19 protein-coding genes are annotated in these 21,385 nt (G+C 67.1%); 8 read left to right on the top strand and 11 right to left on the bottom strand.

Translation table 11 applies throughout. The annotated features are described in order from the left end of the window. On the bottom strand, positions 1 to 1,149 hold the full coding sequence (locus tag ACZK1G_RS10150) for an efflux RND transporter periplasmic adaptor subunit (RefSeq protein WP_049444827.1): 1,149 nt from the start codon (positions 1,147 to 1,149) through the stop codon (positions 1 to 3). A 129-nt stretch (positions 1,150 to 1,278) separates the two neighbouring features. On the opposite strand from ACZK1G_RS10150, the gene ACZK1G_RS10145 reads away from it, so the two are divergent. Beyond that, positions 1,279 to 1,995, top strand: a complete 717-nt coding sequence (locus tag ACZK1G_RS10145; protein ID WP_197622240.1) for a response regulator — start codon at positions 1,279 to 1,281, stop codon at positions 1,993 to 1,995. Beyond that, a complete protein-coding gene (locus ACZK1G_RS10140; RefSeq protein WP_049444824.1) occupies positions 1,995 to 3,071 on the top strand; it encodes an ATP-binding protein in 1,077 nt (358 codons plus the stop codon). The genes ACZK1G_RS10145 and ACZK1G_RS10140 overlap by 1 nt, the downstream gene beginning before the upstream one ends. On the opposite strand, the gene ACZK1G_RS10135 is transcribed toward ACZK1G_RS10140, so the two are convergent. The 3 genes from ACZK1G_RS10135 to ACZK1G_RS10125 all read right to left on the bottom strand — a co-directional run bounded on the left by ACZK1G_RS10135 (position 3,049) and on the right by ACZK1G_RS10125 (position 6,636). After that, entirely contained in the window at positions 3,049 to 4,845 is a 1,797-nt protein-coding gene (locus ACZK1G_RS10135; protein ID WP_101765374.1) for a DUF7844 domain-containing protein, read from the bottom strand. The genes ACZK1G_RS10140 and ACZK1G_RS10135 overlap by 23 nt on opposite strands. 40 nt (positions 4,846 to 4,885) lie before the next feature. Further along, positions 4,886 to 5,185 carry a DUF2388 domain-containing protein gene (locus tag ACZK1G_RS10130; RefSeq protein ID WP_014037036.1) on the bottom strand — a complete coding sequence of 100 codons (300 nt, stop codon included), beginning with the start codon at positions 5,183 to 5,185 and terminating at the stop codon, positions 4,886 to 4,888. A gap of 62 nt (positions 5,186 to 5,247) precedes the next feature. Continuing rightward, positions 5,248 to 6,636, bottom strand: a complete 1,389-nt coding sequence (locus ACZK1G_RS10125) for an FAD-binding oxidoreductase (RefSeq protein WP_049444820.1) — start codon at positions 6,634 to 6,636, stop codon at positions 5,248 to 5,250. A gap of 169 nt (positions 6,637 to 6,805) precedes the next feature. Here ACZK1G_RS10125 and serA point away from each other — a divergent pair, with 169 nt between their 5' ends. Further along, positions 6,806 to 8,047 carry a phosphoglycerate dehydrogenase gene (gene serA, locus ACZK1G_RS10120; protein WP_049444818.1) on the top strand — a complete coding sequence of 414 codons (1,242 nt, stop codon included), beginning with the start codon at positions 6,806 to 6,808 and terminating at the stop codon, positions 8,045 to 8,047. 146 nt (positions 8,048 to 8,193) lie between these two features. On the opposite strand, the gene ACZK1G_RS10115 is transcribed toward serA, so the two are convergent. Next, positions 8,194 to 8,586 (bottom strand): hypothetical protein, encoded by a 393-nt coding sequence (locus ACZK1G_RS10115; protein WP_049444816.1) that lies wholly within the window; start codon positions 8,584 to 8,586, stop codon positions 8,194 to 8,196. Then, positions 8,586 to 9,200, bottom strand: coding sequence for an NUDIX hydrolase (locus tag ACZK1G_RS10110; protein WP_080347507.1), 615 nt, complete (start codon positions 9,198 to 9,200; stop codon positions 8,586 to 8,588). Before ACZK1G_RS10110 ends, ACZK1G_RS10115 begins: the two co-directional genes overlap by 1 nt. 133 nt (positions 9,201 to 9,333) lie before the next feature. Between ACZK1G_RS10110 and ACZK1G_RS10105 the strand changes: the two genes are divergently transcribed. Then, on the top strand, positions 9,334 to 10,809 hold the full coding sequence (locus ACZK1G_RS10105; protein ID WP_014037031.1) for an amino acid permease: 1,476 nt from the start codon (positions 9,334 to 9,336) through the stop codon (positions 10,807 to 10,809). Positions 10,810 to 10,891: 82 nt separating this feature from the next. Beyond that, entirely contained in the window at positions 10,892 to 12,319 is a 1,428-nt protein-coding gene (locus ACZK1G_RS10100) for an amino acid permease (RefSeq protein WP_049444929.1), read from the top strand. 67 nt (positions 12,320 to 12,386) lie between these two features. Here ACZK1G_RS10100 and ACZK1G_RS10095 read toward each other — a convergent pair whose 3' ends face one another. Then, positions 12,387 to 12,761, bottom strand: a complete 375-nt coding sequence (locus ACZK1G_RS10095) for a hypothetical protein (RefSeq protein ID WP_049444927.1) — start codon at positions 12,759 to 12,761, stop codon at positions 12,387 to 12,389. Between the two features lie 251 nt (positions 12,762 to 13,012). Here ACZK1G_RS10095 and ACZK1G_RS10090 point away from each other — a divergent pair, with 251 nt between their 5' ends. The 3 genes from ACZK1G_RS10090 (at position 13,013) to mtnC (ending at position 15,003) form a co-directional block, all read left to right on the top strand. Then, positions 13,013 to 13,654, top strand: a complete 642-nt coding sequence (locus ACZK1G_RS10090; RefSeq protein WP_049445498.1) for a methylthioribulose 1-phosphate dehydratase — start codon at positions 13,013 to 13,015, stop codon at positions 13,652 to 13,654. Between the two features lie 92 nt (positions 13,655 to 13,746). Then, the gene (locus tag ACZK1G_RS10085) at positions 13,747 to 14,304 is read left to right on the top strand and encodes a 1,2-dihydroxy-3-keto-5-methylthiopentene dioxygenase (RefSeq protein ID WP_005409451.1); all 558 of its coding nucleotides are present in this window, start codon (positions 13,747 to 13,749) and stop codon (positions 14,302 to 14,304) included. A 3-nt stretch (positions 14,305 to 14,307) separates the two neighbouring features. Further along, on the top strand, positions 14,308 to 15,003 hold the full coding sequence (gene mtnC, locus ACZK1G_RS10080; protein WP_101765372.1) for an acireductone synthase: 696 nt from the start codon (positions 14,308 to 14,310) through the stop codon (positions 15,001 to 15,003). Positions 15,004 to 15,089: 86 nt separating this feature from the next. Here mtnC and ACZK1G_RS10075 read toward each other — a convergent pair whose 3' ends face one another. From ACZK1G_RS10075 to fucP, 4 genes are all read right to left on the bottom strand, one after another. Then, positions 15,090 to 17,708 carry a beta-mannosidase gene (locus ACZK1G_RS10075; RefSeq protein ID WP_049444924.1) on the bottom strand — a complete coding sequence of 873 codons (2,619 nt, stop codon included), beginning with the start codon at positions 17,706 to 17,708 and terminating at the stop codon, positions 15,090 to 15,092. A gap of 91 nt (positions 17,709 to 17,799) precedes the next feature. After that, complete coding sequence (locus tag ACZK1G_RS10070) at positions 17,800 to 19,026, bottom strand: AGE family epimerase/isomerase (protein ID WP_049444923.1); 1,227 nt, start codon at positions 19,024 to 19,026, stop codon at positions 17,800 to 17,802. Beyond that, positions 19,023 to 20,018 carry a carbohydrate kinase family protein gene (locus ACZK1G_RS10065; protein WP_197659465.1) on the bottom strand — a complete coding sequence of 332 codons (996 nt, stop codon included), beginning with the start codon at positions 20,016 to 20,018 and terminating at the stop codon, positions 19,023 to 19,025. Before ACZK1G_RS10065 ends, ACZK1G_RS10070 begins: the two co-directional genes overlap by 4 nt. A 7-nt stretch (positions 20,019 to 20,025) precedes the next feature. Then, positions 20,026 to 21,339, bottom strand: coding sequence for an L-fucose:H+ symporter permease (gene fucP, locus ACZK1G_RS10060; RefSeq protein WP_049444919.1), 1,314 nt, complete (start codon positions 21,337 to 21,339; stop codon positions 20,026 to 20,028). Positions 21,340 to 21,385: the final 46 nt, after the last annotated feature.

Below are 21,385 nucleotides of genomic sequence, written 5' to 3'. Positions count from 1 at the left end.
TCAGCCCTTGCTGCCGGCCTGCATCGCACCGGCGCTGGCGACCGGCCTCTGCCAGTCGCGCGCATCGACCACCACGCCTTCCTGCAGGCGCTCCTGGCCCTCGACCACCACCTTCTCGCCCGCCTTCAGGCCGGTACGCACCAGCCACTGGCGATCAACGCTGCCGTCCACCTCCAGCGTGCGGATCACCGCCTTGCCGTCGGCGCCGATCACCCAGGCGTAGGCCTGGCCGCCAGCACTGCGCAGCACGGCCTGCTGCGGCACGGTCAGTGCACTGGCCGGGGCACCGCGTGGCACCTTCGCGCGCACGTACATGCCGGGCAACAGCTGGCGCTGCGGGTTGTCGACCAGGATGCGCAGGATCACATCGCCGGTGCGTGCATCGACATTGATGCCGGAGAACAGCAGCTGGCCGCGCTCGGGGAGCGGCTTGCCGGCGGCACCGATGATCGTCACCGGCAGCTCGCCACCACCGGCGGCACTGCGCTGCAGCGACTCCAGCTGCGCCGCCGGCTGGCGCACGTCCACGTAGACCTGGTCGATCTGCTGCACCACCGCCATCGGCTCGGCATCGGCCACGCCCACCAGCGCACCTTCGGTGACCAATGCCTGATCGATACGGCCGGCAATCGGTGCGCTGACCGTCGCATAGCGCAGGTCGAGCTGGCGACGGGACAGGATCGCGCGCGCTTCATTCACCGCCGCGCGCGCCTGCTCGTACTCGGCACTGGCGTCGTCGCGATGCTGCTGGCTGACCGCCTGCGCGGCAGCCAGGGCGTGCAGGCGCTGCGACTGCACGCGACTGCGGCCCAGCGCCGCTTCACTGCGCTGCAGCGCGGCCAACGCCGAATCGACATCGGCGCGGAATGCTGCCGGATCGATCTGGAAAAGAGGCTGGCCGGCGGCCACTTCGGCGCCCTGTTCGAACAGGCGGCGCTGCACGATGCCCCCCACCTGCGCTCGGATCTGCGCGGTGCGCACGGCGGCCACGCGGCCAGGCAGTTCGTCGTCACGCTGCACCACCTGTGGGCCGACGGCGACTACGCTGACGCGGGGTGCGGCTTCCGGCGTGGCTTCGGGGGTGGAGCAGGCCGTCATGGCCAAGGCGAGGGCCGCGATCAACGCGACCGGAGTCCTGAAGGTTCTCATTGCTGTGCACAATGCCGCGCAGGCGGCTGAAAGGTTCTGAAGAACCCAGTGTGCGTGGCGATGATGGGGTTTCGATGGAGGAACTGTGGAGATACGATGGAGGCAAGCACCTTAAGGCCCCGCCCCTACATGCATGCCTCCCCTGCCCTCGCCGCCCTCGTCCTGATCGTCGAGGATGAGGCCGAGATCGCCGATATTCTCACCGCCTATCTGGAACGCGAAGGACTGCGCACGCTGCGCGCCGCCGACGGCCACAGCGCCCTGGACCTGCACCGCAGCGCCCGCCCCGACCTGGTCCTGCTCGACGTGCAGCTGCCGCGCCTGGATGGCTGGAGCGTGCTGACCCAGCTGCGCCAGCGCGGCGAAACGCCGGTGATCATGCTGACCGCGCTGGACCAGGACCTGGACAAGCTGACCGCACTGCGCATGGGCGCCGACGACTACGTGGTCAAACCGTTCAATCCGGCCGAAGTGGCGGCGCGCGTGCGCGCGGTGCTGCGGCGTACGCTGCGCGCCTCGCGCGTGGATGCACCCAGCGCGCTGCGCGTCGGCCCGCTGCTGATCGACTCGGCCACCCACGCCGTGCACGTGGAGGGTGAAGGCTACAGCCACGAAGTCCTGCTCACCCTCACCGAATTCAAGCTGCTGCACTGCATGGCGCTGGCGCCGACGCGCATCTTCAGCCGCAGCGAACTGATGCACGAATGCCTGCCGGAAAGCGAAGCACTGGAGCGCACCGTCGACAGCCATGTCAGCAAGCTGCGCCGCAAGCTGGATGAGGTGGGCATGGTCAACGTCCCAGCCAGCGTGCGTGGCGTCGGCTACCGGTTGATGGCCGACCGCTGATGCCCCCCCTGCGCCGCTCCGGGCTGAGCCGCCACATCATTGTTTCGATGTCGCTGATGGTGATCGGCGTCATCGTGATGATGATCCTGTCATCGTGGCTGCTGTACGCGGTGCTGGTCGAGTTCTTCCCCGGCAGTGCCGAGGAGCCGGAAAGCTGGCTGCCGACCGGGCCGGAACTGGCATGGATGGTGGGCGTGATCCTGACCGGGCTGGCGCTGGCCATCGCCGCCTCGTTCCGCCTCGCCCACCGCATCCTGTCGCCGTTGAATTCGCTGGTGGACAGCGTGCGTGCGCTCGCGGGCGGCGACCTGGGTGCACGCGCCAGCGTCGAGGAAAATTCGCCGGGCGAAGTGGCGACCCTGGTCGAGGACTTCAATGCGATGGCGCGCCGCCTGCAGCACATGGAGAGCGAGCGCGCGATGTGGCACGCCGCCATCGCCCATGAGCTGCGCACGCCGGTGACGATCCTGCGCGGCCGCCTGCAGGGGCTGGCCGAGGGCGTGTTCCAGCCCGACGAATCCCAGTTCCGCAGCCTGCTGGCCCAGGTCGAAGGGCTGTCACGGCTGATCGAGGATCTGCGCGTGCTGAGCCTGTCCGACAATGCGCGGCTGGACGTGCGCCGCGCGCGCACCGACGTGGTGGCCGAGGTGCATTCGGTGATGACCCTGGTCGACCCGCAGTTCCGTGCCGCCGGCTTCGTGCTGGAGCTGGAAACCAGCCGCGAGGAACACAACGCGCACTGCGACCCGACCCGCCTGCGCCAGGCGCTGCTGGCGCTGCTGGAAAACGCGCGTCGCTACGCCAGCCCGGGCAAGGTACGGATCGCCGTGCACGACACGCCCGGCCACGTGCTGGTCTCGATCGAAGACGAGGGCCCGGGCATCGACCCGGAACTGCACACGGATATCTTCACCCCGTTCATGCGTGCCGATGGCTCGCGTTCGCGCCAGGGCGGCGGCAGCGGGCTCGGCCTGGCGGTGGTCAAGGCCATTGCCGATGCACACGGTGGCCGCGTCTACTGCATCCCGGGCAGCGCCGGCGGCAGCCGCTTCGTCATCGAACTGCCGCGCCAGTAGCCGTACCGGCTGCCTGCATGCGCAGGTGTGCACCGAGTGCGGCCAGATTGGCGTCGATCGCATCCATTTCCTCGCGCTGACGGATCGGCAGCTGCTGGCGCAGCTGCACGCGCAGTGCCTGCCACGCCGGGACCGCCTGCGCGCTGGCAGTGGCCACGGCCTCGGACAGCAGCGCCCGCTCGTCACCCAGCGGCAATCCATAGCCGCCGTCCTGCAGCAGCGTCCCCGGGCGCAGCCACTGCCCGCTCTGCTCCAGCAAGCCCCGCAGGCTGCGCGCTTCAGCGCTGTCCGGTGCGGCCAGCAGCTGCCGCTTGAGCACATCGCGTGCGCGCAGCTCGGCGCGCCGCTGCGCGGCCTGTTCAAGCAGCAACAGGCCGGCACTGGCACGCAGGTCACCCTGCAGCAGCCACGGTGCCCGCCGCTGCGCAGGCAGCTTCAACCAGCCGCGCACATCACGCGCGGGCAAGGCCAGCTGGGCCGCGGCCACTGCGAACAACTGCTGGTAGTGGTCGCGCGCCGAGGCGAAGTAGTAGCCCTGCGCCTGCGCTGCATTGCGGTCCGTCAGCACCCCCTCGTCGAGCACGCCCAGCCGCACCAGTCGCCGCTTCAAACCACGCGGGCTCAACTGGGCCAGCCCGGCCTCGCCCAGCCCCGGCACACCGGCCTGCAGCAGCTTGGCGGTTTCCACCGCGCAGTTGTTGCTGACGAAGTAATAGCGCCCGTCATAGCTCCAGTGCACCTGCGCGGTGCGCTCGAGCAGGCTGGCGATTTCGCTGCGGTCCAGCTGTAGCGGCAGCGACTGCAGCCCGCGCAGCTCGACCTTGGTGTACTCGTCCACCACCTGCTGCAGGGGCAGTACGAACAGCCGCGACGGATAGCCACCGGTCAGCCCGCGCCAGTTGGAAATCTGCACGTCACCCACGAAGGCACGGAACGACAGCACGCGGTGGTACTCCAGGTCCAGGCGGCAGTCAGGCCCAGGTGCGCGGCCCGGCTTGCAGATCACCAGCCGCAGCATGCTGTGTCCCCAGCGACTCATCGGCTGCGCACTGCCTTCGGCGAACAGGTAGTCCACCGCGTAGACGCGCGCCGGGTCGAGCTGCAGCAGCGATGCAGCGCCCTCCTCCGATTCGGCCTGCAGCAAGGGCAGCGTCGTGGAGCACTGCGGCTGTGGCAGCGACGGCGGTGTTCCGAAATGCGCCTGGTACCACTGCGCCAACGCCGGACGCCGGCAGGCGAACTCGCCGTCGAGCACGAAATGCTCGGCGTTCACGGCCAGGTACTCGGCCGGGTTCGCCAGCTCATAGACATCCGGGCTGCGGTCATGGAAATCGTTGCCGCCACGGCCGAGGCGCCAGGGCTTGCGCTGCCAGCCCGCGAGATCACGCCAACGCATGCTCTGCGACCAGTCCGCACCGCCACGGTCTGCAACGTGGGTCAGCTCGTGCACCAGCGCGCTGCGGCGCGCACGGCGGGCGCCGGGCATGCCGTCATCCAGCAGGTCGCGGCGCAACGTGATGCGACCGCCGAACGTGCGGCCGTGCACCTTGGCGGGAAGGTCATCACTCCAGCGCACCTGCACCTGAGCCGGCAAAGCGCGCAGCAGGCCCTCCGGCAGCAGTGACTGCACGTCGGCGAGGGTCTGGCTGGCGAGCTGCTGCTGTGCAGGATCGAGACCAGACGGGTCGAGCTGCAGGCGATCAGCTGCATGCGCGACGTGGGCGATCAGCAGTAGAGCCACGCCGTGCGTGGCTGCGTTCCTTGCAGTTGTCATGGCGTTGCCGGCCAGCGGCCGGCACTACCCGAAGACGGGATCAACGCGCCAGCAGCGCGCGGGCCAGTTCCAGGTCGCTCTGCTGCTGTGCGGCAGTGCTCTGCTCACGCAGGTGGACAAGCGCCGCCTGCAGGCGAGCGCCACGGATCTGGCCGTCGCTGGCGACGAACGCGGCGGCATCGTCGCGCGCAGCCAGTACCACCTTGTCATCGCCCGAGCTGCTGCCCGAGGAACCGGAGGAAGCGCCCGTGGCCGAACCGGCCGACGTGCCGGCGAAGCTGGAAGCGAAGCCGGCCAGCGGCAGGGACAGCAGGGCGAGCAGCAGAAGCGGACGGGTCATCGGTTCGAAGCCGGTTGTTAGGAAGCGTGGAGCGTAACGGGTGCGTGAAGGATTTGCCCGGCTCAAACGTCGAACAGCTTGCCGGGGTTCAGCCGCGCTTGGGGATCGAACGCGCGTTTGACCGCCTTCATCAGGGCGATCTCGGCCGGGCCGCGGGTGCTGTCCAGGTAGCCCTTCTTGACCAGACCGATGCCGTGCTCGGCCGAGATGCTGCCGTCGAAGCGGGCCAGCACCTGTGCCAGCAGCTTGGTTACGTGCTCGCATTGCGCCACGAAATCAGCGTCACTGGTGTCGTCCGGCTTGAGCACGTTGATGTGCAGATTGCCGTCGCCGATGTGGCCGAACCAGACCACGTCGAAATGCGGATAGGCCTGCCCGATCAGCGCCTGGGTCTCGGCCAGGAACGCCGGCATCGACGAGATCCGCACCGAAACATCGTTCTTGTAGGGCTTGTAACGGGCAAGCGACTCAGTGATGCCTTCGCGCAGGCGCCACAGCTGCGCGGCCTGCGCGTCGCTGGCACTGATCACGCCATCGCTGACCCAGCCATTGCCCATGCAGTCCTCGAACGCGGCCATCGCCGCCGCTTCCTGGGCCTCGTCGCCCGCGGCGAACTCGGTGACCACGTAGTACGGATGCACCTCGTCGAACGGTGCCTGTGCGCCATGTGCCAGCACGTGCTCCAGCGCCCGGTCGGTGAAGAATTCGAAGGCCTGCAGCTGCAGGCGCGCGCGGAACGCGGCGAATACCTGCATCAGCACTTCAAAGCTCGGCACTGCCAGCAGCATCACGTTGCTGGCCGGCGGCGGGTCGGTCAATTTCACCGTGGCTTCGACGATCACGCCCAGCGTGCCCTCCGAGCCGATCAGCAGCTGGCGGAAGTCATAGCCGCTGGAGTTCTTGATCAGCCCCTTGTTGAGTTCCAGCAACTCGCCGTCAGCGGTGACCACCTTCAGCCCCGCGATCCACTCACGGGTGTTGCCGTAGCGGATCACGCGGATGCCACCGGCATTGGTAGCGATGTTGCCGCCGATCGAGCAGGACCCGCGCGCGGCGAAATCCACCGGGTAGATCAGGCCGTGATCCAGCGCGGCGTTGTGCACGGCCTCCAGTGGCATGCCGGCCTGCACCACCAGGGTGCGATCGACGGCGTCGTAGGCCAGCGCCTTGTTCATCCGTTCCAGGCTGAGCACCAGCTCGCCCTTGGCGGCCACCGCGCCACCCGAGAGGCCGGTGCGGCCGCCGGACGGCACCACGGCCACGCCCTCGCCTGCGCTCCAGCGCATCACCGCCTGCACCTCCTCGACCGTGGCCGGCAGTGCGATCGCCAGCGGCGCCGGCGTCCAGCGCCGGGTCCAGTCGCGCCCGTAATGCTCCAGGTCGGCCGGGTCGGTCTTCAGCTTCAGGCCGGGACAGGCCTGCTGCAGCGAGGCAATGCGGGAATCGGTCATGACGGTCCAGCGCGGTGCGTGAAGAACGGGCAAGCGTGCCAGCGGCACGCGCCAGCGTCCAGCCCTGCAGCCGTGCAGATGGCTACGGATGCAACCAATTGCGCACTGCACCATGGGCGGCACGATCTGGCATAGTGGTCAGCCCCTGTCCCACTGGCCGTGTTGCCCCATGTCGCCGAAGAAGACCTCGTTCCCGAAGCAGGATATCCGCGTGCTGTTGCTGGAGGGGGTCAGCCAGACCGCCGTGGAGGTGTTCAGCGCCGCCGGCTACAGCCAGATCGAAGCGCACACCAAGGCGCTGCCCGAGGACGAACTGAAGGCACGCATCGCCGAGGCGCACATCGTCGGCATCCGTTCGCGCACCCAGCTCAGCGCCGAGGTGCTGGCCGAGGCCAAGCGCCTGATCGCGGTGGGCTGCTTCTGCATCGGCACCAACCAGGTCGACCTGGATGCAGCCGAACTGGCTGGCATCCCGGTGTTCAACGCGCCCTACTCCAACACGCGCAGCGTGGCCGAGCTGGTGATCGCCGAGGCGATCATGCTGACCCGCGGCATCCCGCAGAAGAACGCCGAATGCCATCGCGGCGGCTGGTCGAAGTCGGCCAGCGGCAGCCATGAAGTGCGTGGTAAGACGCTGGGCATCATCGGTTACGGCCACATCGGCACCCAGGTCGGCGTACTGGCCGAATCGCTGGGCATGCAGGTGATCTTCCACGACGTGGAAACCAAGCTGGCACTGGGCAATGCCCGTGCAGCGGCCAGCCTGGACGACCTGCTGGCACGCGCCGACATCGTCACCCTGCACGTGCCGGAGACCCCGTCCACGCAGTGGATGATCGGCAGCACCGAGCTGGCGAAGATGCGCAAGGGCGCGCACCTGATCAACGCCGCGCGCGGCACCGTGGTGGACATCGCCGCGCTGGATGCCGCGCTGGCCAGCGAACACCTGGGTGGCGCCGCGCTGGACGTGTTCCCGGTCGAGCCGAAGGGCAACGGCGATATCTTCGAATCGCCACTGACCCGCCATGACAACGTGATCCTGACCCCGCACGTTGGCGGCAGCACGCTGGAAGCGCAGGACAACATCGGCGTGGAAGTGGCGGCCAAGCTGGTGCGCTACAGCGACAACGGCAGCACCCTGTCGGCGGTCAACTTCCCGGAAGTGACCCTGCCCGAGCACGCCGACAGCCTGCGCCTGCTGCACATCCACCAGAACGTGCCGGGCGTGCTGTCCAAGGTCAACGAGATCTTCTCGCGCCACAACGTCAACATCGACGGCCAGTTCCTGCGCACCGACCCGAAGGTGGGTTACGTGGTGATCGACATCACCGCCAGCGAGGAACAGGCCGCCGCCGTGCGCGACGAGCTGGCCGCGATCCCGGGCACGCTGCGCACGCGCATCCTGTACTGATCGAAGGTTCGGCGGGCATGGCCCGGCCCGCAAGATGACGGTAGCGCCGGGCCATGCCCGGCGACATGCATCAGCACCACGCGATCCCCTCATGGAGCGGATCTGCTGGGTTGCAGTAGAGCCACGCCATGCGTGGATGGGACACCTCAGAACCTTACGGCGTAAAGGCTCTTGTAGAAGTCCCAATGGATCAGAACCCTGTCTTCCATCGACAGGAACAGCGTATCGACGAAATCCAGCTCCTCGGCATGAACCAGCCAGTCCTGCAGGCGGCTGCCCAGCGAAGGCACCGCCCCATCCACCTGGACAATCGTCAACACAGCTTCGCCTGGCAAGCCAACAGCATCTGCAATCGCACTCAACTCCTGCGCCAGCCGCTCCCGTCCCACCCCAGGCACCTCCAGGCGCGATGGCACGCGCTGCCAGTCGATGGATGTGATGACGGGCAATGCAGCCTTGATCATCGCGAGTGCCGCATCCTGCTTCGCCTCACCACAGGCATGAGCCGCAACAAACGCTGCACAGCCGTCGGAGAGCATCAACGCGCCAACCACCGGCGCGCCATACGCTGCATGGATTCGTCAGATTCCGGATCGGCCGCGACCTCGGTCACCGGTCGCCAGGCCAGCTCCAGCGATTCCTCGCTGAGCACGAAGGCTTCGCCACCCAGCGCCCGGATCACGAAACGCACGTCGTAGTGCCAGTGCCCCGGCACGTCCTTGCGCTCTGGAATCCAGTGCTTGTCCAGATCGAAGATGGCCGGATCTTCCAGCACCAGGTCGCTCAGGCCCGATTCTTCTTCAGCCTCCTTCAGCGCCACCTGGGCCAGGTCGCGGTCGCCGTCGGCGTGGCCGCCCAGCTGCAGCCAGCGCTGCAGCTTGCGGTGGTGGGTCAGCAGCAGGCGCTGGCCATCGGCACTGACCAGCCAGCAGCTGGCGGTGAAGTGGCCAGCCAGGCGCTCGCGGCGGAACGGATCTTCCGGATCGTCCAACAATGTGCCGAATTCGGCAGCCAGTGCGTCGTGGGCGGGCTCGCGGCGGGCATAGTCCCGCAGCAGGCCACGCAGGCGATCGTCAAGCACGGCAAGGGTTTCGGCGGTCTGGCTCATGAATGGGCGGCGTTTGGAAAAATACTGCTCATTATCGCCGTTCATTGTTGCGATTGCGCTTGTGCGTTGGCTTCAGCTTTGGCTAAGGTACAGCGGGCCGTTCGCGCGGCCTTCACCATTCCAGGGTTGCCGGCAACGTATCGGCGGCCCACCCAATCCGATCACTAGGAAGTACTGCATGCTGAAAGCTCTGTTGAGGGTCAAGCCGGTTGAACCGGCCGGGCACGTCGATGCTGGCGAACCCATCGAAGGCAGCCTGGACGGCGAAGCCACGTTGAAACGGACCCTCACGGCTAAACACCTCATCCTGCTTGGCGTGGGTGCGGTGATCGGCGCAGGCATCTTCGTGCTGACCGGCCAGGCCGCGGCCAATCACGCCGGCCCGGCGGTCATGCTGTCGTTCGTGATCGCCGGCTTCGCCTGCGCCCTGGCGGGCCTGTGCTACGCCGAGTTCGCGGCGATGATGCCGGTCTCCGGCAGTGCCTACTCCTACTCCTACGCCACCCTGGGCGAGGGCATGGCCTGGTTCATCGGCTGGTGCCTGGTGCTGGAATACCTGTTCGCCTCGGCCTCGGTCGCGGTGGGCTGGTCGGCGTACCTGATCAGCTTCATCACCACCACGCTGCACATGCCGTTCCCGGATGCCCTCAGCGCGGCCCCGATTGCCTGGACCGGCAGCGAGTTCGTCTCCTCCGGCAAGCTGTTCAACCTGCCGGCGGTGCTGATCGTGGCGGCGGTGTCCGGCCTGCTGTACGTGGGCGTGACCCAGTCGGCCTTCGTCAACGCGATCATCGTGGCGATCAAGGTCACCGTCATCTGCCTGTTCATCGGCATCGGCGCGGCCCACATCGACCCCGCCAACTGGCAGCCGTTCATCCCGGAAAATACCGGCGTGCCGGGTGAGTTCGGCTGGAGCGGCGTGTTCCGCGCGGCCACCATCGTGTTCTTCGCCTACATCGGCTTCGATGCGGTCTCCACCGCCGCCGGTGAAACCAAGGACCCGCAGCGCAACATGCCGATCGGCCTGCTCGGCTCGCTGGCCGTGTGCACCATTGTCTACATCATCGTCTGTGCCGTGCTGACCGGCATGATGCCGTACCACCTGCTGGGCACCGACAAGCCGGTGGCCACCGCGCTGGAACCCTACCCGACCCTGTCGTGGCTGAAGACCCTGGTCGAGATCGGCGCCATCGCCGGCCTGTCCTCGGTGGTGCTGGTGATGATGATGGGCCAGACCCGCATCGCCTACACCATCTCCCGCGACGGCCTGCTGCCGAAATTCTTCGGCAAGGTCCACGCCCGCTTCCGCACCCCGTACGTCGCCACCATCGTGGTCGGCGTGATCGCCGCCGCACTGGCCGGCCTGGTACCGCTGAACGTGCTGGGCGAACTGGTCTCGATGGGCACCCTGCTGGCCTTCGCCACGGTCTGCATCGGCGTTCTGGTGCTGCGCTATACCAAGCCGGACATCCACCGCCCGTTCCGCGTGCCGGCGGTGTGGATCATCTGCCCGCTCGGCGCGGCGACCTGCCTGTTCCTGTTCTGGCAGGCGTTCGTGGTGCACTGGCACCTGTTCGTCGGCTGGACGCTGCTTGGCCTGCTGATCTACCTGGGCTACGGCATCCGCAACAGCAAGCTGGCCAAGTCGCCCTGATCCGCCTACGGGCCGGCCTCGTGCCGGCCCGTCCGTTTTCCCTGCGCGCCCCTGACGGCGCGCTTCGACAAGACCACCACACATGTTCAAGCAACTGTGGGCCACCAAGCACCCGCATGCCGCCCATGAAGACGCCAACGGCCTGAGCCTGCGCCGCCACCTCGGCCCCTGGGGGCTGACTGCCCTGGGTATCGGCGCGGTGATCGGCGGCGGCATCTTCGTCATCACCGGCCAGGCCGCCGCCAACCACGCCGGCCCGGCGATCATGCTGTCCTTCGTGCTGGCCGCCATCTGCTGCGCCTTCTGCGCCCTGGCCTACGCCGAATTCGCCTCGATGGTGCCGGTTTCCGGCAGTGCCTACACCTACACCTACGCCACCTTCGGCGAGCTCTCGGCCTGGTTCATCGGCTGGATGCTGGTGCTCGAATACGGCGTCTCCGCCTCGGCGGTCGCGGTCAGCTGGACCGGCTACTTCCTCAGCCTGCTCAGCCAGTTCGACATCCATCTACCGGCGGCACTGGTCAGCGCACCACTCGACGCGCAGCTGCGTCCGACCGGCGCGATCGCCAACCTGCCGGCCGCCGCCCTCGTGCTGCTGCTGACCTGGTTGTGCTACGTCGGCATCAGCAAGTCCTCGGCGATGAACATGGCGATGGTCGTGCTCAAGACCGGCCTGATCCTGCTGGTCATCGTGGTCGGCTGGAAGTACGTGGATACCAGTAACTGGACCCCGTTCATTCCCGCCAACGAAGGCCCCGGCAAGTACGGCATGGAAGGCGTGCTGCGTGGCGCGGCGATGGTGTTCTTCGCCTACATCGGCTTCGAGGCGGTGTCGGTGGCCGCGCAGGAGTCGAAGAACCCGCAGCGCGACATGCCGTTCGGCATGATGCTGTCGCTGGTGATCTGCACCGTGCTGTACATCGCGATGGCCGCTGTGATGACCGGCCTGGTGCCTTTCCAGCTGCTGGGCACCGATGAGCCGGTGGTGACTGCCGTGGCCGCGCATCCGCAGTTGGGCTGGCTGCGCTGGGTGGTCGAGGTGGGCGCGCTGGTCGGCCTGTCTTCGGTGGTGCTGGTGATGATCATCGGCCAGCCGCGCATCTTCATGATCATGGGGCGCGACGGACTGCTGCCGCCGGTGTTCACCAAGATCCACCCGAAGTACCGTACCCCGCACATCAACACCGTGATCACCGGCATCGGCATCGCGCTGCTGGCGGCGCTGTTCCCGCTGGACATCCTCGGCGAGCTGACCTCGATGGGCACGCTGATCGCGTTTGCGGCGGTGTGCGCGGGCGTGTTGATCCTGCGCCGCACCCAGCCCGACCTGCCGCGCCCGTTCCGCATGCCGATGGCATGGCTGATCTGCAGCCTGGGCGTGCTGAGCTGCCTGGCGCTGCTGTCGGCGATGACGATGCACAACTGGATGCTTATGGGCGTGTGGACGTTCGTCGGCTTCGTGATCTATTTCTGCTACGGCTTCAAGCACAGCCGCCTGCGCGCGAAGTAAAACAAGCGTGGCAGGGCCCTGGTGGCCCTGCCACGCTGCCCGCTGGCGCACGGGGGGGGCGCCTCGCCTAGCGGCGATTGAACCAGATGAGTTCCTGTTGCCAGCCGGCACCGGCCATGCAGGCCCTGAACTCGCTGCTGCGGTCGGACGCATTCACGTCCACGATGTAACTCTCCTCTTTCGGCATCGGCACGAGGTTGTACTTGCCGTCGATCGTGCAGACTTCATCGAGCCTGCAGGGTACCTTGCGGTCCTCGTAGACAGTGCGCGTGGCCACCTCGTTCCGCACCGGCCAGTGATCGCCGGCCCGCGCCATGCAACTGGAGTGGGCGGGACCGAATGGCCGCGCACTGGCATCCATCTTCACCCATTCCATCGCACAGCCGCTGCTGGCCAGCATGGCACCGATCACCCCCATCATCCCCATCGCGCGCGTGATCATCGAAGTACTCCTTTCCTTGGCGCTCGCCGGAACTCCTGCGGCAACCCGATGGTGTTTCGCCGCACATGAGCTGTCCACGACAGGAATCGGTTCCAGCGCGAGCGCGGACGCCCCCATTCAGCCTGCGCTGTGCCTGCCACGATCCAAACGCTGTCCAGCGGCTGCCGATACACCGCATCGCGCTTCCAGCGCAGCAGTCCGGCACCACGCCGCAAGCCCGGCCATGGGCCGGATCACGTAAAATGGCGACCATGGACACCCCCACCTTCCCCTACGACACCGCGCGCCTGAGCGAACTGGCCCAGCTGCTGATCGACAACGTCCGCGAACTGGCCCATGCCGGCTGGACCCCGGCCACCAGCAGCAACTTCTCCCACCGCCTGGACGACCGCCACGCCGCGATCACCGTCTCCGGCAAGGACAAAGGCCGCCTGATCGAGGACGACATCATGGTGGTGGACTTCGACGGCCTGGCCGTCGGCCGCCCGCTGCGCCCGTCCGCCGAGACACTGCTGCACACCCAGCTGTATCGCCGCTTCCCGGAGATCGGCTGCGTGCTCCACACCCACTCGCCGGTGCAGACCGTCGCCTCGCGCCTGTACGCGCCGCAGGGTCACATCCGCCTGGAAGGCTACGAGCTGCTGAAGGCCTTCGCCGGCAACAGCACCCACGAGATGGCCATCGACGTGCCGGTGTTCGCCAACACACAGGACATGAACGTGCTTTCGAAGCAGGTCGATGACCTGCTCGACCGGCAGAACCTGTGGGGCTACCTGATCGACGGCCACGGCCTGTATGCCTGGGGCCGCGACATGGCCGAGGCACGCCGCCACCTGGAAGCGTTCGAGTTCCTGTTCCACTGCGAGCTGGAACTGCGCAAGCTGCGCGGCTGAACCCGCACGCAGGTGCAGATGCCGATCCGGAATCTGCACCTCGTGCCCACCCTGCTACCCTGTCTTCCCCCCGAGACGTTCAAGCTGCCGCCATGAGCCGACTGCGCATCTACGACGACACCCGCCCCGAATCGCCGCTGCTGGACACCCAGGACGGCGCGGTCATCGCTGCCGAGCTGCAGAAGATCGGCGTCACCTTCGAGCGCTGGCAGGCCACCGCACCGGTCGCGCCGGGCGCCAGCCAGGAGGAAGTGTTCGCCGCCTACCGCGCCGACATCGACCGCCTGGTTGCCGAGCGCGGCTTCAAGAGCGTGGACGTGGCCTCGATCGCCCCGGACAACCCGAACCGCGCCGAGCTGCGCAAGAAGTTCCTCGACGAACACTTCCACAAGGAAGACGAGGTGCGCTTCTTCGTCGCAGGTTCCGGCCTGTTCACCCTGCACGTGGGTGACAAGGTCTATGAGATCGAGTGCGTGAAGGACGACCTGATCGCCGTACCCGATGGCACCACCCACTGGTTCGACATGGGCGACGAGCCCAGCTTCGTGGCGATCCGCTTCTTCACCGAGCCGGATGGCTGGGTCGGTCACTTCACCGGCACCGACATCGCGCAGAAGTTCCCCCGTTACGTACCCACCCAGGCGTCCTGATCCATGCAGCCCCGCGTCATCCTGACCGACATCGAAGGCACCACCAGCAGCATCTCGTTCGTCAAGAACGTGCTGTTCCCTTATGCGCGCAAGGCGTTGCCCGCGTTCGTCGCCGAGCATGGCCAGCAGCCGGAGGTCCGCCGCTGGCTGGATGCCGTGGCTACCGAGATCGGTGGCGCCTGCCAGGACAGCTTGGTGGCCGAGACGCTGCAGGGCTGGATCGACCAGGACCGCAAGCACACCGCACTGAAGGCACTGCAGGGGCTGATCTGGGACGAAGGCTACCGCCGTGACGACTACACCGCGCACTTCTACCCGGAAGTAGCGCCGGTACTGAGCGGCTGGCACGCCTCCGGCCTGCCGCTGTACGTGTATTCCTCCGGCTCGGTGCCGGCGCAGAAGCTGTTCTTCGGCTTCAGCGATGCCGGTGACCTCAGCCCGCTGGTGTCGGGCTGGTTCGATACCGAGATCGGTGGCAAGCGTGAGGCCGACAGCTACCGCCGCATCGTGCAGGCCATCGGCGTACCGGCCGGCGAGATCCTGTTCCTGTCGGATGTGGTGGAAGAACTGGATGCTGCCCGCGAAGCCGGCCTGCAGACCCGGCTGATCGATCGCCTGGACGACTACCCGCTGCCGCGCACCGGCCAGGCCGCCAACGGCCACGAGCGGGTCGAGAATTTCCAGCAGATCCAGCTGTAAGCAAGAAAAAGGGGACGGAGGGGATTAAGTCGTTTGTGGCACACATGGGCCACAAACGACTTAATCCCCTCCGTCCCCTTTTTTGCTCAACGGTCGTTGAGGGTCTTCATCTTCAGCGCTTCGCGCAGGGTAACCAGATCCACCGGGCCGCGCACCGCGATATCGCGGGTTTCGCCCGGCAGCAGGTCCAGCAGGTTGTCTTCGACCTGCACGTCCAGCGCACCGAAATCGATCCACGTCGCGCGCACATACGCCGCGCTTTCCAGCCGCAGGCGATAGTGGTCGCCCTCGATGCTCAGGGCAGCCTTCAGCGTCTGTCGCGGCAATACCTGGTCCTTCGCCTCGACGAAACCAACCACCTGGCGCGCACGGACCTTGCCATCCTGCAGCAGCTCGAACACCGCCATGGTGCGCTTCGGGTCGGCACCGGCCAACAATTCGGCATCGCGGAAATCACCGATCGAGGTCACTCCGGCCGCCGCCAGCGTCACCGCTTCCTCACGACGGCGCAGCACCTTCCCTTCCACGTCCATCACCCGCAGCCGCCAGCGTGCATCCAGTGCGGCACCGTCGTTGAGCAGCCTCACCCGCGTGCTGCCCTCGTCGCGCAGCGCGGCCACCGTCACTGGCGCAAAGAAGCGCCGCGCGGCGAAGTGCAGCGCCTTCCAGCGGCCGAAGTAATCCACGCTGGACCACGAGGCGCCCGGCCAGACATCGTTGAGCTGCCAGTACAGCGAGCCCATCGTGTATGGCCGCGAGGCGCGATGATGCAGCGCCGCCAGTGCGATGCCATCGGCCTGCATCACCTGGCTGAGGTAGACGAAGTCCTCGAAGTCCTTCGGCGTGCCATAGCCCAGTTCAATGTAATGCAGCAGGCGGCTGTTGCCCTCGCCGGCCATGAACTTCTGGTGCGCGCGGATCACCGGGCTGTCGATGCGCTGCTCGGCGTGGGTGGCGATCTGGTCCACCGTCGCCACCGACGGCCACGCCTGCAGCCCGTACTCGGACATGAAGCGCGGGGTCTCGCGCAGATAGGCCTGCACCGGCAACGCCGGATTGCCCCAGACCTGCCAGTAGTGCTTGTCGCCACGCATTGAATCGTTGGCCTTCTCGTCAAGGTCGTTGCTGGGCGAGCTGGACCAGTACGGCACGCCCAGCCCTTCCTCGCCCACCACCTGGCGCAGGTCGTTGCCGAACAGGTCGACGTAGCCCTGCCAGACCTTCGCCGCAAATGCCGGGTCGGCCGCCTTCAGGTCGCGGCCGTGCCCCCAGTCCTTCCAGGCGGTTTCTTCCTCGTTGTTGCCACACCACAGCACGATGCTGGGGTGATGGCGCAGCCGGCGCACGTTGTCGCGTGCTTCGGCCACCACGCTTGCCCGGAAGGCCGGATCGTAGCCCGGCTGCATGCCGCCGCCGAACATGAAGTCCTGCCAGACCAGCAGGCCCATCTCATCGGCGATGTCGAAGAACGCATCGTCCTCGTAGTAGCCGCCGCCCCAGTTGCGCAGCATGTTCATGTTGGCGTCGCGCGCGGCGGTCAGCACCTGGCGCAGGCGTGCGGCATCGACGCGTGCGGGGAAGACATCGAACGGAATGACGTTGGCGCCCTTGGCGAAGATCTCCACGCCGTTGATGACGAAGGCAAAGCCCTGCCCGCCCTTGCGGTCTTCCTCGCGGCGCAGTTCGACCGTGCGCAGGCCGATGCGCTGCTCGCGCGCCAGTGCTGCATCGGCGCCATCATCCAGGCGAGCCCGCACGGTATAGCGATCCTGCGCACCCTGGCCCACCGGCCACCAGCGCCGCGGCGTGGCCAGCTCAACCGGCAGCTCAACCGTGTTCTGGCCGGGCTTCAGCAACACCGTGCGTTGCACCTGGGCCACGTTGCGGCCTTCCGGATCACGCACATCCACATTCACCAAGGCCGAACCCGCAGCAGCACCCTGCTCCACCTGCAGCAGCACCGCCAGCTTCGCCTGCTCTGCACTCAATGCATCGGTTCGCACGGCAAGATCGGTCAGACGGTGCGCGTCCCAGGCCTGCAGGTCGACCCCGCGCCAGACCCCGGCGGTGACATAACGCGGGCCCCAGTCCCAGCCGAAGTGGTAGGCCGGCTTGCGCGCGAAGTTGCCGACCATCGCGTCCTTCGGCTCATCGCCATACGGCGACGGATAATTGCCAGCGATCTTGTGCGGCATTGCCTGCACACCCGGCAGCAGGGTGCGGATCGGCGAACGGAACACGATCTGCAGTTCATTGTCCCTGGCACGCAACCGCCCGTCCACGCGTGCACGCCAGGTACGGTGTGCATTGTCCGCACGCAGCAGCGGCTTGCCGTTGAGGCTGACCTCGGCATACGTATCCAGCCCGTCGAAGCGTAGCTCGGCATTCGGCTTGGCCAGCGTCGTGGCGTCCACGTCGAAGCGGGCACGGTACTCCCAGTCGGCGAGGCCGATCCATTGCAGCTCGGCCTCGGGTGCACCGACATACGGATCGCGGATCAGCCCATGCGCCAACAGGTCGGTGTGCACGCTGCCCGGCACCTTGGCGGCACGCCATTGCTGCAGGCCCGGATGGGCTGCGCCTTCGGCGTCGCCGGGCAGCATGCGGAACTGCCACTGTGCCTGCAGCGGCGCTGCGGTTGCCGGGAAGGCGGAGGCTGCGATCAGCAGCAGGAGCAGACGGACAACGAGGGAAAGACGATGCACGCGGAGCTCCTGTTTTTCCGCCGGACGTGATCCGGCGCTACCGATTTCGGATCGCCAGGCATGGCCTGGCACTACTGCATTCGAACGATCTTCAACGCACCACGTTCAACACTTCGTAGCACGCGCCCATGGTGTGGTAATCCACCTTCCCGGCCGGGCTCTTCTCGTCGCTGTACTTGCGGTTGTCGGCATCGAGGATGCGGAACCAGGCGCCGTACTGGTGGTCGACGAAGTGCTCCCACGAATACGCCCAGATGCGCTCGTACCACTGCCAGTAGTGGTCGTCGCCGGTGCGCTTGGCCATCAGCGCGGCGGTCGCCAGCGTTTCGGCCTGCACCCAGAAGTACTTGTCGTCGTCGCAGACGAAGCTGTCGCCGCCGATCGGGGCGCCGTCCATGCCGGGCTGCCGGCGCGATTCCGGTGCGAAGCCGTAGTACAGGCCGCCCCGGGCGTCGTCCCAGCTGCACGCGATGGCCACGTCGAACAGGTGCTGCGCGGTCGGCACCAGCCAGTCGGCCTGCACGTGACGATCGAGGATCAGCAGCAGCTTGGCCCACTCGGTCTGGTGGCCAGGCTGGAAGCCCCACGGGCGGAACAGATGCTTGGGATCGTCCAGGTTGTAGTCCCAGTCGATCTCCCAGTTGGAATCGTAATGTTCCCAGACCAGGCCACCAGCCTTGGCGGCCTGGCGGCGGGTCATGTTGTCGGCCAGCTGCAGCGCACGCTCGACATAGCGCTGCTCGCCACTGGCTTCGAACGCGGCCAGCATCGCCTCGCACATGTGCATGTTGGCGTTCTGGCCGCGGTAGCCGGTGAAGTTCCACTGGCCGTCAGCCTCGTCCTTGTACAGGCCGTGCTGCGGCTCCCAGAAGCGCGCTTCCAGCAGCTGCCAGGTCTCGTCCATCCAGTCGCGCGCCTGCTCGATGCCGGCTTTCAGCGCACAACTGTAGGCCAGCAGCACGAAGGCCACGCCGTAGCAGTGGTTCATGTCATCCTCGACCTTGCCGTCGCGCAGGGTCCAGGCATAGCCGCCGGTGGCCGGGTTGCGGTGCACCTCCCGCAGGTAGCGCACGCCGTGCTCGACCGCCTCGCGGTACTCGGCGTTGCCGAATTCGCGGTAGGCCATCGCATAGTTGAAGACGAAGCGGGTGCTGCTTACCAGGTGGCGATGGCTGGCATCGTAGATGCTGCCGTCATCGCGGAAGTAGTGGAAAAAGCCGCCGTCCGGATCGATGCAGCGCGGGTGGTAGAACGCCATCGTGTCGGCGATATGCGCGCGCAGGAACGCGGGCGAACGGAAATCGGGCGAGGTGCTCATGTGGTAATGTCCTGTGCCTGCAGCAGCTGCTGCACTTCATCGAGCGAGGGCATCGCGGCGAACGCGCCCTTGCGGGTAACAGCCAGCGCACCGACCGCAGCACCGAAGCGCAGCGTGGCGGTGATCGCCTCCGGGTCCTGGCAGAACGCAGCGAAACCAGCACCCGCCCCACCCCGCTCCAGCAGGCCGACCAGCACGCCACCGACGAAGGCATCGCCGGCGGCCGTGGTATCGACCGTGGCCACGCGGAAACTGGTCACCGTGCCGTGGTTGTCGCGGGTGTACCAGTGCAGCGTGGCTGCACCGTCGGTGACGATGACCCAACGTGCCTGCGCGGCCAGCAGGCGCCGCAGCACCGCCGCCTCGCCATCGGCGCCCATCGGCGCGGCCAGGTAATCCAGTTCCTCGCGCGACAGCTTGACCAGATCGGCGCGTTCCAGCGCCTGCCAAAGGCGCGGCGTCGGATCGACGTCGGCGGGCCACAGTGCCGGGCGCAGATTCAGATCGAGGCTGACCACCGCACCGGCCGCGCGCGCACGATCCATGCCGGCGAAGGTCGCCTCGGCGATGGCCGGCTCGGTCAGGCTGTTGGAGCAGACGTGGAAGCACTGCGCGCTGTCGAGGCACTCCGCCTGGAAGTCACTGTCACGGAACAGCAGGTCAGCCGCCGGCGGACGGTAGAAACTGAAGCTGCGCTCGCCACTGGCATCCAGCGCGACGAAGGCCAGCGCGGTCTTGGCGGCGTCGGTGCGCACGATGTAATCCGTGCCCACGCCGTGCTCGACCAGGCTGTCGGCCAGGAAGTCACCGAACATGTCGCGGCCGAGCATGCCGACGAACTGGGTCTTCGCACCCAGCCGCGCAGCCGCCACCGCGACGTTGGCCGGCGCACCGCCGGCGTACTGCAGGAACGCGCGCGGGGTGTCGGCCGAGGCCGGCGGCTGCGCTAGTAGATCGATCAAAATTTCGCCGAAGCAAACGATGGCACCCATTCCGGACTCAGCCTCCCTGCGTTGCGGAGGCCGGCGTACGCGCACCGACCAGTCCGTAGAAAATGATGTAGCCGTAGCACAGCAGCGGCAGGATGAAGCTGGCCTGCACACCGATGTGGTCGGCCAGCACGCCCTGCAGGTACGGCACCACGGCACCGCCGACGATGGCCATGATCAGCAGGCTGGAGCCCTTGTTGGTCAGCGGGCCCAGGCGCTCGATGCTCAGCGCGAAGATGGTCGGGAACATGATCGAGTTGAACAGGCCGATGGCCACCACCGAGTACAGCGCGACGTTGCCGGAGCTCAGCATGGTTGTGACCAGCAGCCCCACGTTGACCAGCGCGAAGATCGCCAGCAGGCGGCTGGGCGAGAAGCGTGCCAGCAGCGCCGAACCGGCGAAGCGGCCGATCATCGCCATCGTCCAGTAGGCCGACACGTAATGCGTGGCCTGCTGTTCGCTGAAGCCGCCGATGTTCGGCATCGACAGGTAGTTGACCAGGAAGCTGCCGATCGACACTTCGGCGCCGACATAGAAGAAGATGCCCATCACGCCCAGCAGCAGGTGGCGCTTGCGCAGCGCATCCAGGTAGCTGTGGTGGTGGCCCTGGTCGGCCTGCTCGGTGGCATCACTCAGCGCCGGCAGGCGGAACAGGAACACGAACAGCGCCAGCAACACCAGCGCCACCGCCAGGCCCACGTACGGGCCCTGCACGGCCTGCGCCTCGGCGGCACGGTAGGCCAGCTGCTCGGCGGCCGGCAGCGCCGCGATGTCATCGGCACTCTTGACCGTGTTGGACAGGATCAGCATGCCGCCGAAGATCGGCGCGATGGCCGTGCCCAGCGAGTTCAGCGCCTGCGCCAGGGTCAGGCGGCTGGAACTGGTCTGCTCCGGACCCAACAGCGCCACGTAGGGGTTGGCAGCGACCTGCAGCACGGTGATGCCGCTGGCCAGCACGAACAGCGCACCGAGGAAGGCGCCATACACACGCAGCTCGGCCGCCGGCCAGAAGCCCAGCGCGCCGATGCCGGCAATCACCAGGCCCGCCACGATGCCCTTCTTGTAGCCCAGCGCCGCCACCAGCCGACCCGCCGGCAGCGACATCAGGAAATAGGTGCCGAAGAAAGTGAACTGCACCAGCATCGCCTTGGCGTAGTTCAGCTCGAACACTGCCTTCAGGTGCGGGATCAGGATGTCATTGAGGCAGGTCAGGAAGCCCCACATGAAGAAGATCGTGGTGACGACAGCCAGCGCCTTGCCGTTGGTGACGGCGGGTGCGTTGCCCGAAGAACCCGATGGACGGGGCGTTGCGGAGATCGGCATGCGGTACGCGCCTCGATGCGCGGAAGGTCGTTGTTGCGTGGAAGGG

Source organism: Stenotrophomonas sp. 109824_Sma (genome assembly GCF_056480025.1).
This window is presented reverse-complemented; position numbering and strand designations above follow the sequence as displayed.

What these genes read in the sequence shown, in the direction of transcription:
- ACZK1G_RS10145 (WP_197622240.1), top strand. Translation starts at nt 1,279, where the DNA reads ATGCATGCCTCCCCTGCCCTCGCCGCCCTCGTCCTGATCGTCGAGGAT.
- ACZK1G_RS10125 (WP_049444820.1), bottom strand. Translation starts at nt 6,636, where the DNA reads ATGACCGATTCCCGCATTGCCTCGCTGCAGCAGGCCTGTCCCGGCCTG.
- ACZK1G_RS10095 (WP_049444927.1), bottom strand. Translation starts at nt 12,761, where the DNA reads ATGATCACGCGCGCGATGGGGATGATGGGGGTGATCGGTGCCATGCTG.
- ACZK1G_RS10150 (WP_049444827.1), bottom strand. Translation starts at nt 1,149, where the DNA reads ATGAGAACCTTCAGGACTCCGGTCGCGTTGATCGCGGCCCTCGCCTTG.
- serA (WP_049444818.1), top strand. Translation starts at nt 6,806, where the DNA reads ATGTCGCCGAAGAAGACCTCGTTCCCGAAGCAGGATATCCGCGTGCTG.
- ACZK1G_RS10130 (WP_014037036.1), bottom strand. Translation starts at nt 5,185, where the DNA reads ATGACCCGTCCGCTTCTGCTGCTCGCCCTGCTGTCCCTGCCGCTGGCC.
- ACZK1G_RS10115 (WP_049444816.1), bottom strand. Translation starts at nt 8,586, where the DNA reads ATGCTCTCCGACGGCTGTGCAGCGTTTGTTGCGGCTCATGCCTGTGGT.
- ACZK1G_RS10100 (WP_049444929.1), top strand. Translation starts at nt 10,892, where the DNA reads ATGTTCAAGCAACTGTGGGCCACCAAGCACCCGCATGCCGCCCATGAA.
- ACZK1G_RS10135 (WP_101765374.1), bottom strand. Translation starts at nt 4,845, where the DNA reads ATGACAACTGCAAGGAACGCAGCCACGCACGGCGTGGCTCTACTGCTG.
- ACZK1G_RS10140 (WP_049444824.1), top strand. Translation starts at nt 1,995, where the DNA reads ATGCCCCCCCTGCGCCGCTCCGGGCTGAGCCGCCACATCATTGTTTCG.
- ACZK1G_RS10110 (WP_080347507.1), bottom strand. Translation starts at nt 9,200, where the DNA reads ATGAACGGCGATAATGAGCAGTATTTTTCCAAACGCCGCCCATTCATG.
- mtnC (WP_101765372.1), top strand. Translation starts at nt 14,308, where the DNA reads ATGCAGCCCCGCGTCATCCTGACCGACATCGAAGGCACCACCAGCAGC.
- fucP (WP_049444919.1), bottom strand. Translation starts at nt 21,339, where the DNA reads ATGCCGATCTCCGCAACGCCCCGTCCATCGGGTTCTTCGGGCAACGCA.
- ACZK1G_RS10090 (WP_049445498.1), top strand. Translation starts at nt 13,013, where the DNA reads ATGGACACCCCCACCTTCCCCTACGACACCGCGCGCCTGAGCGAACTG.
- ACZK1G_RS10085 (WP_005409451.1), top strand. Translation starts at nt 13,747, where the DNA reads ATGAGCCGACTGCGCATCTACGACGACACCCGCCCCGAATCGCCGCTG.
- ACZK1G_RS10065 (WP_197659465.1), bottom strand. Translation starts at nt 20,018, where the DNA reads ATGGGTGCCATCGTTTGCTTCGGCGAAATTTTGATCGATCTACTAGCG.
- ACZK1G_RS10105 (WP_014037031.1), top strand. Translation starts at nt 9,334, where the DNA reads ATGCTGAAAGCTCTGTTGAGGGTCAAGCCGGTTGAACCGGCCGGGCAC.
- ACZK1G_RS10070 (WP_049444923.1), bottom strand. Translation starts at nt 19,026, where the DNA reads ATGAGCACCTCGCCCGATTTCCGTTCGCCCGCGTTCCTGCGCGCGCAT.